Below are 13,085 nucleotides of genomic sequence, written 5' to 3' on the forward strand. Positions count from 1 at the left end.
TTTCTAATGTTCTAAAAAAGAGCTTCCGTTGATCGCTTTTTTAGAACAAGAAACTTTTGCTTTTTTACTCTGGGCTTTCCACTTCAATCTGCGCTAGAGGAAACGTTTTCAAAAGAAGATTCAGGATTTCAATTTTTTATGTAATTTTAATGTATAAAATCGTTCAGATGAAATCACCGTATTTAATCAATAAAGAAGAAATTCAGAAATTATACAAACCCGTAAATCCTCAAACTCACAAAGGAACACAAGGTCATGCGGTGATTATTGCAGGAAGTTACGGCAAAATAGGAGCAGGAGTTTTGGCTTCAAAATCCTGCCTAAAATCAGGCTGCGGACTTGTAACGACTTTTATACCCAAATGCGGTTATCAAATCCTTCAAATCTCCATTCCAGAAGTAATGACTGTAACCGATGAAAACACCAATTTCATCACCAATATACATTTGCCATTAATGCCGCAAGCTGTTGGAATCGGTCCAGGAATAGGAAAGGAGCTAGGCACACAAAAAGCTTTATTCGAATTTTTAAGAGTAAACAAAGCACCTTTAGTTGTAGATGCAGATGCTTTAAATATCATTTCAGAAAATTTATCATGGCTAGAATTAGTTCCAGAAGACACCATTCTAACACCACATCCAAAAGAACTAGAACGATTAATTGGAAAATGGAATTCAGAAGCTGAAAAATTCCAAAAAACAATCGCTTTTTCAGAAAAATACAAGGTAATTGTCGTCATGAAAGGCGCTCCAACATACATTATAAACCGCACATCAGTCTACGAAAACACAAGCGGAAACGCCGCACTAGCAACCGCAGGAAGCGGCGACGTCCTAACCGGAATCCTCACCAGTCTTTTAGCTCAAGGCTACGAACCCAAATATGCTGCAAAAATGGGAGTTTATCTGCATGGCTTAACCGCAGATTTAGCTTTACCCAAAACCGGTTACGAATCTTTTACGGCTTCTACTATTATTAAGTATTTAGGAAAGGCGTTTTTGAGTTTAGAATTTTAACCGCAAGGTACGCTAAGAATTACGCAAAGTACGCTAAGAATTTTTGTTTCGGTATGGAATTATCACGCAAAGGCGCAGAGTCGCAAAGTTTTTATATTCTTTGCGACTCTGCGCCTTTGCGTGATTCAAAAAAAAATTGCGTGCTTTGCGTAATTCTTAGCGCCCTTTGAGGTTTAGAAAAATTCGTAAGTTTGTATTATGAAAAATTTCGATCTCAGAACGGTAAACGTTACCCGTTATATAACCCCACTACGCGAAGGCGGTTCCTTACCAGCCTTAGCAGAAGCCGACGACGATTTTAAATACGTTTTAAAATTTAGAGGTGCCGGACATGGTGTAAAAGCCCTAATAGCCGAATTAGTAGGCGGACAAATCGCAAAAGCCTTAAAATTACAACTGCCAGAACTAGTATTTGCGAACCTGGACGAAGCTTTCGGAAGAACCGAAGGCGACGAAGAAATACAAGATTTATTGCAAGGAAGTCAAGGATTAAACTTGGCGCTTCACTTTTTATCTGGAGCTATCACTTTTGACCCTGTTGTAACAACTGTGGATGCTAAATTAGCTTCGCAAATTGTTTGGCTAGATGCCTATATTACCAATGTTGACCGAACTTTCAGAAATACCAATATGTTGATTTGGCATAAAGAATTATGGCTAATTGATCATGGAGCATGTTTGTATTTCCATCATTCTTGGAACAATTGGGAACAACATGCCAAAAGTCCGTTTGCGTTGATCAAAGATCACGTTTTATTGCCTCAAGCTTCACTTTTGAAAGAAGTGGATGCGGAATTTAAAGCGATTTTGACACCAGAAATTTTAGAAGAAATTGTCAATACAATTCCGCTAGACTGGTTGCAATGGGAAGATGCCGACGAAACGCCAGAAGGACTGCGAAACGTGTATTTGCAGTTTTTAAAGACAAGATTAGCCAATTCAGAAATTTTTGTAAATCAGGCTCAAAATGCAAGATAATCACTTATACGAATATGCTGTGATTCGTGTTGTGCCAAGGGTAGAGCGCGAAGAATTCCTGAATATTGGAATCATTTTGTTTTGCAAAAAAGCCAAATTTATAAAGGTTCTTTTTCATTTAAATAAAGAAAGAATACAAGCCCTTTCTGCCGATTTTGATATCGAGCAGCTAGAATGCAATTTAACTTCATTAGAAAAAATAGCAAAAGGTGCCAAAGACGGCGGGCCGATCGCTGAATTTGAGATTCCAGAACGTTTCAGATGGTTAACAGCCATTAGAAGTTCAGCCATTCAAACGTCAAGACCTCATCCGGGTTTATGCGAAGATTTGGAGAAAACGATTCAGCGTTTGTTTAAAGAATTAGTTCTTTAAAAAGGTTCAAAGGGACAGAGTTACAAAGCAACAAAGGTTTTTGTAGAGACGCACTGCAGTGCGTCTTTTTGTTTTTAGTAATATTTGTCCTTTCGGCGAAATGGCAAAAACGAGGTTACTTGGTAAGCAAAAAAACTTAGGCAGAAAAAAATCTCGCAAAGTCGCGAAGACGCAAAGAATATAAAAAACTTTGCGTCTCTGCGTCTTTGCGAGATTAATAAATTTAGCGTCTTAGTGACAAAAACTAGAAAGAACCACAAACATTTCCTCCTAAAGTAGGTCCTGCATTAGCAGAAACATCAGCTTTAACCGCAGTATTAGCCAATTTTACGATAGTATAAGGAGGAGTAAAAGCAGTTCCGCTTCCAGCTTGAGTTCCTGTTACATTTGTAAAGATGTTGTTTGTAGAAGTAACAGCTGTATAACCAGTCATTAAATCGATTGGGTTTTTCACACCTTCAAAAACATTGCTTTCTACGCGAATATTTGCTTCAAAACCTGCAGCAACGCATTTATTGCTTACAGTACTATTGAAGTAACTGTTTAAAATATGCACTTGTCCAAAACGAACTCTAGGCATTCTTTCTTTACAGCCTGGAGCCCACCAGCATCTAGCAAAAGTGATTCTCAACTTACCGCGATCAGCAGTTGCACCATCGCTAGAACCAATTAAGTTAGAATATCTGTGATCGTCAGATCCACCAGATCCACCTGCTTTTGGCGGTTTTAAATAATGGAATTTAGAATACGTAACCGAAATATAATCTGATTTGTTTTTGATGTCGAAGTTTCCGTCAACACCATCTCTAAATTCGCAGTGATCTACCCAAACATTTTGGCAGTCATCTAAGATTGCATTATCCCAGCCATCAGTATCATAAGCGCCTGGCCCTTCAAAAATAAGATTTCTAATAATGATGTTTTTGCATCTTTTAATGTTAATGATTCCAGAACCGTCTTTAGTTTGATTCGTTGAAACCAATTTTGCACCACTAGCACCGTAAATAGTTTTTCCAGTTTGATCTTGGAACGACAATCTTGCAGTAATCGTGATTGTTCCGGATACTTTAACCACTTTTACAGCAGTGTTTTCGATTGCCGCTTTCAGCTGTGCGTAGGTAGTAACTGTGGTTTCGGCAGAAGAACCCCCGCCAGTTGTACCTCCGTTTTGTGAAGCCCATCCAGGAACCTCCGCGCAGTTTCCAACTTTTCCTGTTGGATTGGTTACCGCTGCTTCAGTTGCTGCTTCGTTTGTTGGTTGAATACTTGCTTCTGTGTTTGAAGCGATTTCTTCCGAATTACATGCCGTAAATCCGAAAATCAATGCTGCGGCGAACATTGAAAGTGTTGATTTTAAGTTCATAATTAAGTTTGGTTATTTAAAAAGTTTAACAACGCAAAACTCAATATTATTTGTAGGAAAAAAGTTGAACAAGTTCAAACTTTTGTAAAAAAATCTACGAAATGTGTTTTTTTAACACTTCTAAATTTACAAAAATGCAATTTATGTGTATTTTTACGTAATCGATTACATTATATAAGCCCCTAATTAATAATGAATTGGAGAAAACAAATTTATTCCTCACAAAAAACCACAAAAACCACAGAATGTACAACCTACTAAGAACCAACATTGAGCGAAAAATTCCGCTCACAGATGAAGAATGGGACATTATTGTCTCAAAGGCAGAACTCATTAAGCTGAAAAAGAATCAGTTCCTGCAAATTCAGAATTCAAACAGCAGCTACGAAGGATTTATTTTGAAGGGATCTTTTAAAACCTACATTTTAAACGAAAACGGAACCGAAACTGTTATTTTCTTTTCGTTTGAAAACGAATGGATGTGCGATCTTGAAAGTTTCTACCATCAAAAACCAACAACGTACAACATTAAGGCTATTGAAGACAGCGAAATAGTCGTTATCAGTAAAATGCAAAAAGCCTATTTGTTTGCTGTAATTCCGAAACTCATTAAGTTTCACGTTCTCATGATTGAGCGTGCTAATGTGGCCATTCAGCAACGGCTTTTGGATGTGCTCAACAAAACCTCTAAACAGCGTTATCTGGATTTTAAAGAACGTTATCCGCAAAAAGTAAGTTCGATAAACAACAAGAATCTCTCGTCGTATTTGGGCGTTTCGCACGAGTTTTTATCGAAGATTAAAAAAGAGATGCTAAGATCGTAAGATTCTAAGTTTCTGAGATTCTAAGTTTATTTCACTTAGATTAATAGGCTCTTTTTGTCATTTCGACGAAGGAGAAATCGCACTCGAGACTCCATAAAGAAATACGCCAATCTTTATCGATAAACTAGTGTGATTTCTCCTTCGTCGAAATGACATACTATATGGTTACTTTGTCAAAAAAACTTTGCGTCTTTGCTCCCGATAACTATCGGGATTGCGAGATTTAAAAAAAACTTAGCGAACCTTGCGTAATTCTTAGCGTTCTTTTGCGGTTAAACTCTCAAAGCCTTTTCTCCAAATAAATAAACTCCAAAGGCACTTCAGAAACTGTAGTATGAATATCGCTCTCAGGAAAAGCCTCGCGCTTGCCCGTATCAACATAACCATGACGTTTGTACCAAGCCACCAATTCTTCTCGAACCGAAATAACGGTCATAATAATACTTGACAAACCAAGAGATTGAGCATGATTTTCGGCGGCAGCCAAAAGCTTTTTCCCGATGCCGCTGTTCTGAAGTTCTGGCGAAACGGTCAACATTCCTAAATACAATTGATCTTCTTTTTCTACCAATAAAACCGAACCGATAATCTTGCTGTTTTCTGTAAACTTCAGAATTGTATTTTTTGGATCTAGAAAGATTTCCGTCATTTCCTGTTCGTCGGTTCTTTTTCCTTCTAGTAGATGCGCTTCGGTTGTCCAGCCTTTTTTTGACGATTCTCCTCTGTAAGCGGAGTTGATTAAAATGGTTAATGCTGGAATATCTTCGAGTAATGCTTTTGTGATCATGTTTTTATTGTGAAATGTGAAATGTAAAATGTCAGATGTAAAATGTTAGATGTAAACTGTAATGACAAAGTTATATCAGAAATTGGCTTGAGCCTAATCTTTTGTGTTTTTTGGCTAAAGCCGAATGTATGCTGTAAAAACAAAACCTCCAGCTAAAGCTGGAGGCAATTGAAATTTTAATTTATGTAAATAAATATTTGAATAAAAATATTGAAATTTGTATAAAACCGAAAATCAATAAAGTATGGCAAGAATTCATTTATTCGAATTTGAAGATCAGCAATGGCTTCCAGAGTTTATCAGAAATTACATAACTGATTTTCTTCAGTTTCTGTCGAATAAAACTGCCATGTACAAAGGCATCGTTCCTGTAATTGAAAAAGGATTGAAAGAAAGCCAAACCAATCAGATTATTGATCTCGCATCGGGTGGAGGCGGTGGACTAATTTGGCTCAACGCCGAATTGCGAAAAAACAATCCCGATTTAAAAATTCTGCTAACAGATTATTTTCCTAATATTCCCGCATTCGAACATACACAAAAAGAAGCCGATAATTTCGATTTTGTAAAAACTTCAATCGATGCGAGAAACGTTCCCGAAAACCTAAAAGGACTTCGAACTCAGTTTTTATCTTTTCATCATTTTAAACCGAAAGATGCGCAACAGATTCTGCAAAATGCAATTGACACCAATAGTTCTATTGCGATTTTTGAAGGGCAGGAGAGAAGTCTTCAGAGTATTATGGCGATGATTTTTTCGCCGATTAGTGTTTTACTAACTACACCTTTTATAAGACCGTTTCATATTGGCAGAATTATATTTACTTATCTTATTCCGATTGTACCAATTCTGATTCTCTGGGATGGCGTAGTTTCGTCTTTGCGAACGTATTCTGTTGACGAAATGAATGCTTTGGTTGCTAAATTAAACAATAAAGAAAATTTTAATTGGGAAATAAAGAAAGTAAAGTCTGGACCCACAAAGATTTTGTATTTGTTGGGGACTAAAAAGTAAAGATTTGTTTTTTTTGAATGTCACTAGAGGGACTGTTGTATCTATTTTATTTTTTCAAAATAATAATCTTGATCAAAATCGAAAACTAATTTTGGTTTGATATAAAAATTTCTTTCAATACTCATTTGATAGCCACCTTTACCAAATTCATAATCGTATTGAATTTTGATAGTGGTTCCTTTTCCTGAATTATGTAAGGTATATTTCCCTTTTCCCCAACTTTGACTTTCGTAAGTGTAATTATCTAAAAGTATTAAAGTATCGTTTTTGTTTGGTCCATCTATACTGCTTCCATTACTTACATAAGTTCCAGTAATCATAGATTTGGTAAAGAAATTGTCATAAACGTAGATAAGCCCGATAAAAAATACAATCGATAGTAATATTTTTTTATTCATATTTGTTTTGATGACCTTGTTTTACTGCTGTATTATTCAATCGTATAACGGAATTAATTTTAATTCGTTATCAGTATAGATAACTAAATTATCCTTGCTTTCGTCAATATATAATTGTCTAATCTCGCTTTGTAAGTCTAGTTTAATTTCCTGAAATATTTTTTTCTCTTGTGTATCAACAAACAATATAGATTTCCCTTTACCTAAAAGAATTAGATTTTCAGTTTTAAAAGTTAAAAAACTCAAATCATGTTGCGATTTGTATTGCGAAATATCTATTTCCCATGTTTTATTTAATACGCCATCTTTATATTCATAATATTCCAGTTCGTTTGGAAACGAAACAGCAAATTCATTGCCATTGAATTCAAATCCGCTAGAAGTATTCTCCCATGCTTTAAAGAAACAATAGATAAAATGAATGCTTAAATCTTCTCTCAGATGATATAAATTAAAATAGGTTTCTTGATCATAACTATTAAAAGCAATTAAATCCTGATTCTCATTTATTTTTGGATGGAAAGTACCATCCTTAGTTGGAGTTCTGTTTATTAATTCGAAAGCTTCTGAAAGTAAAATGATTTCCCAATTTTTTGAACTTCCAACATATAAATTTCTTAAAGGCAGATAAGTAATTTGATCTAAAATTAAATCTTCTGGTAATGTTATTGTTTTTATTAAATTAAAAGTCTCCTCTTGAATAATCAATAATTTATGATCTCCCGTTGGAACTATAATGTTTCCGATTTTATCAAATGTAAAATTTCTAATAGTTGGTATATCAATGTTTATGATTTTATCAACCGTAATTTTATTCTCCTGTTTTGCATATTTTACTAAGTTGGAATTTTTAGTGTACGCTACGAAAAAGTCTGGTTTAAAAGGATTTTGCTTAAAGAAAAATATTCTCTCGTATTGATAATTTTCAGGAGAAAGAGAAGTTACTTTATTACTAATTATTTCAGCATAATATTTTTGAAAATGATTTAAAATATTTTGACAATTGCCTTGTTTTGCCAAATAGTACGGTGTTCTGCTGCTATTGTCTTTTTTCCAATCGCATCCGTTGTTATAAACGAAATCAAATACTATTGGCAGATCAAGCCAAGCAAGCTTATGCAGTAAATTCCTGTTGTGTTCATCAGAGCCGTTTAAATCAATTTTATGCTTTAAATAAACTTTAGCACATTCAATTGATTTGCATTGTAAATATTGAGGTTCCTCATGGTCTATTTTTGCGCCTCGTGTTAATAGTAAATCAACAACATCAACTTTATCTTGGCTTGTTGCAAGAAAAAGTTCCCTGTCATTCATCGTTGCTCCATGATCAAGAAGATATTTTGCAATATCATAATTATCTGCCCAACATAGCGGAGTGGCGTAAATTCCACTTCTTTCTGCATTTACATTAGCATGATTTTTAAGAAGATATTCAACCATTTCCATATTTCCGCTAGATGAAGCAGCATGTAAAGGCGTATCGTCCATCCATCCTTTCAAATGTATTTCTTGTGGATTACGGTTTAAATGATTTTTAGCTTCATTGTTCTTATGCTCTTTAATAAGCGTAAAAATTTCAGGTGTTTGAGTATGATCAGTCTGATATATATTCATTTCAGCATTAGGGATTTCTTTAATTCGTTTAAATATTCGGGATAAAAAACGCATTTTTTATTTTGAATTAGAGCTTCTATACAATCTGCCAAACATAGGTTTTATGCTTATAAAAAGCTAATTTTATAAAAAAATAAAACCACAAAATACAATACTTTTTTTTAAGGTGTTTTTCAGTTTTGAACTGTATAAAAAAAGATACCCTAAGAAAGATTATGAAAAGCGTATCTTACAAAAAACAATTTTGTTTTTTACAGCAATCTATTTTTGTTTAAGAATTTTAAATATCTTTGAATTATGAGTACAGCAATAAAACCAAGACATATCGGCAGAAATATAAGCCGTATCAGAGAGCTTAAAGATATGAAACAGGAAGCGCTTGCGCAGGCTTTGGGATTAAGTCAGCAGGCAGTTTCGAATATTGAAAACAGCGAAACGGTAGACGAACAAAGACTAATTGAGATTGCAAAAGCTCTTGATATTTCTGTTGAAGCCATTAAAAACTTTTCGGAAGAAGCTGTTTTAAATATTATTGGAAATACTTACCACGATAATGGTATTGTGAATACGGGTCTTAATTACGGTTGTACTTTTAATCCTTTAGATAAAGTAGTTGAACTTTACGAACGTTTGGTGCAAGCTGAAAAAGATAAAGTGGAGTATTTGGAGAAGTTGTTGAATGGGAAATAAACGTTTTTTTAAGATATATTGAATTGAAAAGAGACCTTTGATGAGGTCTCTTTTTTTGTTTTTTCATTTCTTAATAGCTAATGAGAGCGTCTCGCTCGTGTACATTCCAATTTCGAATTACTTTGCGTTCACTAGTATGATGAACTATCATTAGCGGGATTTTCTCTCTCAAGAGAAAATTATCGTCGTGAACGATTGATTTTCAAAAAAGAAATCTCAAAATTGTCGTTTCTAAAAGCGGTTGGATAAAAGTTACTGCATTTCAAGTATTATTTTTCTCTTCATTTCTTCAGGAATATAATGGTTTAAAATATTCGTCTTTGATATAATTACTTTGTTTAATAAAGAATCGATTAAATGCTGAAGAAAAGCGAGCATTGTTCTCGAAGGATCAACGATGTAATAATCTTTTTCAAATTTTATTTTTGGATATTTATAACCACCTGCCTCGTAATATAAGTCGCTTGAAGTTGTTTTCATTTCTTCAATTTTTCCATTTGAATCTTGGCTGATTAGCCCAAATATTTCTATAGCTGGTTTGTTATTTTGATTTATTCCAATAATTCCTCTATTCAAAATACATAAAAAATTTGGTCTATATTCAGGAGCAATGTATTCAATTGAATCGGCATAATGCTTTAAAAGCGTATCAGCTGTTTTGAAAACGGTATCAAAAGCAAAAATTATTCCAATAGGAGGGCTAGTTTGACTTAAAACAATTGAATTTCTTTTATTATAAGCGACACTGTCTTTAATATACGCTAGCTTCTTTAACGATTCTATATTTTTAATAGAATTTTCTAGTTCTTCTTCATTTATCGAAGTCTTGACCTCAATTCCACAATATATTGTATCAATAGGATATATCGAAGGTTCTTCATCTATAAACAATTTTGGATTAAAGAACTTATCAATAATTAATATATCTGATTGTTTACTTCTGTCACATTCACTACCGGAACTATCAATTACAATTCCAGAACTATATTGATACATCTCTGGTAAAAAATCAATTAAAAATTGTCTAATCTCTTTCTCAACTCTGGCACCTTTTGATGGTTGATGTTCAATTAATTCTCTGATATCTTCAAATCGAGAGAGTATTTGGTCAACACGTCTTTTGTAATGTTTTGAAATTCTATCTGAAGCTTTGAATATTATTGGTTCCATGTTTGATTTTTTTTATAATGTAACTAAACTCATTTATCGATAAAATAAAACTTCTCATTAATGATTGTTTTATTTTCTTGCTTTTTTAGCGAGCTTTCAGTTCCTGTACTTTAAAATAGCCGACTAGTTTTTAATATTTATGTGCTTTACAAATCCAAAGTTGGACTTTTAATTTTCCTTCGCTAGCACTAGCGTCTCGCTAGAGCCCACTTCCATTGGTTTTTGTTTTTTTTGTGTTCACGAGCGGGAGCAAGGGCTGTTAGCACCAGTTTTTTTATTTACAACTTAATTTCTTTTTATTTAAAAACTCAGTTTTGTTGTTGGTAATTATTAAAGTATCTATTTCTCCGCCAACTGTTGGAACAGCTGGTTCAAATCTCATTTGGTCAATAGTTGTTCTTATTAAGTGTCTCGAAAAGTCAACACCGTCTTGTAAGTTCATTGTTTGGAATATTGGTAATCTTTGTGGGTTATTCAAAAGTCTATTTATTACATCTGTATCACCAGCTCTTACAATTCCATAGTCAATTTGGTTTTTAGGCTGAATATAATTATGTCTTTGGCTCACATTATTAAATATGTCAACTCCAAAAACGAATGGATCGTTATTATCGTATCCCGCAACAACAAAACCAGTTTTAGGTATTGGATTAAACTGTCTAAAATAATTTAACAAGTCTGTAACTAAGTCATTTGTTGTTTGTGGCGGGTTTGCGATATTATTAATTTCAAATTGTTCTATGTAGTGAGCAATCGGTAAATTGTCAATTTGTGCATCTCCAAATGTTCCAATACCGTATTTATCAAATATTTTAAAAACTTTTAGTGTTGCATCAGATAATGTGATCATTGTCTGAACATTAATTTGTTGTTGTGGATTTTGAGGATTTGGAACTGTTTGATTAAGTGTTCCTGTAGTTCTACTGTCTCCAGAAATTACTATTCCTGTTGGTGTGTAAACGGCAATAATTACTGACATAATTCAGGTTTTAAATTGGTGTTAACTCATTTATCTGCAAAACAAACCTTCGTATGCGGCACTTAAAATAGACTAGATAAGTGAAGCTTTATTTCGTTTTCTTGATTTTCAAATATATGTTTTTTTTCCTTGCCAATTTTTACGGATTTCCGTACTTGATATTTTTATATATTAATTCAAGATAATTAATGGTAATGCAATAAAAAAAGCGAGTAATTTTTTTTACTCGCTTTAATCATCTGTGTATATGTTTTTCTACCCCAAAAAAGCCTTCAACTCCTCATAACTCCCAATCTTCACACTAACTTTCTCCTCATTAATAACACTTTCAATTTGTGTTGGAATTGGAAGCGTAATTCCTAGCGCCGGTTCCACTACATCTAAGAATTTAATTGGGTGAGCGGTTTCTAAGAAAATACCAATGGCGTTCGGGTATTTTTCAAGCTCTTTTTTCAAACCTAAATAACCAACCGCGCCGTGAGGTTCTGCGATGTAACCGTCGGTGTTGTAAATTTGTTTCATGGCTTTTAGCGTTTCTTCGTCGGTGTAGCTGTACGAAGAGAAATCTTTTTCAAAAGCCTTTAAATCATTGTTATATAATTCCTGAATTCTAATAAAGTTACTTGGGTTTCCAACGTCCATTGCGTTAGAAATTGTTGCTTTAGAAGGTTTCGGGTCGTATTTTCCGTTTTCTAAGAATCTTGGCACCGTGTCGTTTACGTTTGTCGAAGCAACGAAATGCTCAATTGGCAAACCTAATTTTTTTGCCATAATTCCGGCACAGATATTTCCGAAGTTTCCGCTTGGACAAGAGAAAACCAATGGTTTGTTTTGGCTCTTCAACGCTTTGTAAGCAAAGAAGAAATAAAACATCTGTGGCAACCAACGAGCAATATTAATAGAATTCGCCGAAGTCAGGTTTTTGTGCGTCAAAGTTTCATCTAAAAACGCTTTTTTCACCATATCCTGACAATCGTCGAAAACGCCATCAACTTCAAGGGCTTTAATATTTTGTCCTAAAGTCGTCAATTGTTTTTCCTGAATATCGCTCACTTTTCCTGACGGATATAAAATGACAACATCAACACCGTCAACGCCTAAAAATCCGCTTGCAACAGCGCCTCCTGTATCTCCGGAAGTCGCTACTAAAACCGTGTTTTTAGCATCTTTTTTGTCTTTGTTGAAATAACCCAGACAACGCGACATAAATCGCGCTCCAACGTCTTTAAACGCCATTGTTGGTCCGTGGAATAACTCTAACGAATAGATTCCGTTTTCTACTTTCACAACAGGGAAATCAAAAACTAAAGTTTCAGCGATGATTTCTTTTAGTTTTTCTGCTGGTATTTCGTCGCCAACGAATTGTTTAATCGCTTCATAAGCAATGTGTTCGTGGCTTAAACTTTCGATTGTATCAAAAAATGAAGGATCAAGAGGCGTAATGCTTTCCGGGAAATATAATCCTTTGTCACTCGCTAATCCTTGTATTACAGCTTCCTGAAAAGAAACTTTTGGGGCATTATGGTTTAAACTGTAGTATTTCATTATTTTAGATTTTTGATTTTAGATTTTAGATTTTAGATTTTTTTGGGACGTGAATTCCAAATGCTAAAATTCTAAATTCTGATAGTTGTGTTTATTTAACCGCAAAGAGCGCAAGGAATTGGTTTCTTTTGAAAACGCAGGGAACGCAAAGCTTTGTGGTACTATTTTTTATTTCAATAATTTATGTTTTTAATTGTCTGTTCGTTTTGTCAGGCTGAGCGGAGTGGAAGCCCTGCACAGTATGAACGTTTAGTTTGTCATTTCGACGTAAGGAGAAATCTCCGCAAGTAACTCCGCAATGCGAATCCAATCTTTGTCGAGCTTCTCGTGGAG

General features: G+C 34.3%; 13 protein-coding genes. 6 read left to right on the plus strand and 7 right to left on the minus strand.

The window, feature by feature from the left end; genetic code table 11:
* The first annotated feature begins 167 nt into the window (after nt 1-167).
* From ABTV69_RS13420 to ABTV69_RS13430, 3 genes are all read left to right on the plus strand, one after another.
* Complete coding sequence (locus ABTV69_RS13420) at nt 168-1,016, plus strand: NAD(P)H-hydrate dehydratase (protein WP_433829532.1); 849 nt, start codon at nt 168-170, stop codon at nt 1,014-1,016.
* Between the two features lie 198 nt (nt 1,017-1,214).
* Nucleotides 1,215-1,994, plus strand: a complete 780-nt coding sequence (locus tag ABTV69_RS13425) for a HipA family kinase (protein ID WP_433829533.1) — start codon at nt 1,215-1,217, stop codon at nt 1,992-1,994.
* Complete coding sequence (locus tag ABTV69_RS13430) at nt 1,984-2,367, plus strand: DUF3037 domain-containing protein (RefSeq protein ID WP_433829535.1); 384 nt, start codon at nt 1,984-1,986, stop codon at nt 2,365-2,367. The genes ABTV69_RS13425 and ABTV69_RS13430 overlap by 11 nt, the downstream gene beginning before the upstream one ends.
* 244 nt (nt 2,368-2,611) lie before the next feature.
* Here ABTV69_RS13430 and ABTV69_RS13435 read toward each other — a convergent pair whose 3' ends face one another.
* On the minus strand, nt 2,612-3,730 hold the full coding sequence (locus ABTV69_RS13435; RefSeq protein WP_433829537.1) for a pectate lyase family protein: 1,119 nt from the start codon (nt 3,728-3,730) through the stop codon (nt 2,612-2,614).
* A 245-nt stretch (nt 3,731-3,975) separates the two neighbouring features.
* On the opposite strand from ABTV69_RS13435, the gene ABTV69_RS13440 reads away from it, so the two are divergent.
* Nucleotides 3,976-4,554 carry a Crp/Fnr family transcriptional regulator gene (locus ABTV69_RS13440; protein WP_433829539.1) on the plus strand — a complete coding sequence of 193 codons (579 nt, stop codon included), beginning with the start codon at nt 3,976-3,978 and terminating at the stop codon, nt 4,552-4,554.
* Between the two features lie 280 nt (nt 4,555-4,834).
* Here the strand turns inward: ABTV69_RS13440 and ABTV69_RS13445 are convergent, their stop codons facing one another.
* Nucleotides 4,835-5,341, minus strand: a complete 507-nt coding sequence (locus ABTV69_RS13445; RefSeq protein WP_433829541.1) for a GNAT family N-acetyltransferase — start codon at nt 5,339-5,341, stop codon at nt 4,835-4,837.
* 244 nt (nt 5,342-5,585) lie between these two features.
* Between ABTV69_RS13445 and ABTV69_RS13450 the strand changes: the two genes are divergently transcribed.
* Nucleotides 5,586-6,356 carry a hypothetical protein gene (locus tag ABTV69_RS13450; protein ID WP_433829543.1) on the plus strand — a complete coding sequence of 257 codons (771 nt, stop codon included), beginning with the start codon at nt 5,586-5,588 and terminating at the stop codon, nt 6,354-6,356.
* Between the two features lie 41 nt (nt 6,357-6,397).
* On the opposite strand, the gene ABTV69_RS13455 is transcribed toward ABTV69_RS13450, so the two are convergent.
* Together ABTV69_RS13455 and ABTV69_RS13460 are read right to left on the minus strand one after the other, a co-directional pair.
* The gene (locus ABTV69_RS13455) at nt 6,398-6,754 is read right to left on the minus strand and encodes a hypothetical protein (protein WP_433829545.1); all 357 of its coding nucleotides are present in this window, start codon (nt 6,752-6,754) and stop codon (nt 6,398-6,400) included.
* 36 nt (nt 6,755-6,790) lie between these two features.
* On the minus strand, nt 6,791-8,368 hold the full coding sequence (locus ABTV69_RS13460) for an ankyrin repeat domain-containing protein (RefSeq protein ID WP_433829547.1): 1,578 nt from the start codon (nt 8,366-8,368) through the stop codon (nt 6,791-6,793).
* Between the two features lie 297 nt (nt 8,369-8,665).
* Between ABTV69_RS13460 and ABTV69_RS13465 the strand changes: the two genes are divergently transcribed.
* The gene (locus tag ABTV69_RS13465) at nt 8,666-9,058 is read left to right on the plus strand and encodes a helix-turn-helix domain-containing protein (RefSeq protein ID WP_433829549.1); all 393 of its coding nucleotides are present in this window, start codon (nt 8,666-8,668) and stop codon (nt 9,056-9,058) included.
* A 252-nt stretch (nt 9,059-9,310) separates the two neighbouring features.
* Here the strand turns inward: ABTV69_RS13465 and ABTV69_RS13470 are convergent, their stop codons facing one another.
* From ABTV69_RS13470 to thrC, 3 genes are all read right to left on the minus strand, one after another.
* Nucleotides 9,311-10,228, minus strand: coding sequence for a DUF6602 domain-containing protein (locus tag ABTV69_RS13470; RefSeq protein ID WP_433829551.1), 918 nt, complete (start codon nt 10,226-10,228; stop codon nt 9,311-9,313).
* Between the two features lie 274 nt (nt 10,229-10,502).
* The gene (locus tag ABTV69_RS13475) at nt 10,503-11,207 is read right to left on the minus strand and encodes a hypothetical protein (RefSeq protein ID WP_433829553.1); all 705 of its coding nucleotides are present in this window, start codon (nt 11,205-11,207) and stop codon (nt 10,503-10,505) included.
* Nucleotides 11,208-11,462: 255 nt separating this feature from the next.
* Complete coding sequence (gene thrC, locus ABTV69_RS13480; RefSeq protein ID WP_433829555.1) at nt 11,463-12,752, minus strand: threonine synthase; 1,290 nt, start codon at nt 12,750-12,752, stop codon at nt 11,463-11,465.
* Nucleotides 12,753-13,085: the final 333 nt, after the last annotated feature.

This window comes from Flavobacterium anhuiense, from assembly GCF_050990855.1.
Taxonomy (GTDB): Bacteria; Bacteroidota; Bacteroidia; order Flavobacteriales; family Flavobacteriaceae; genus Flavobacterium; species Flavobacterium anhuiense_C.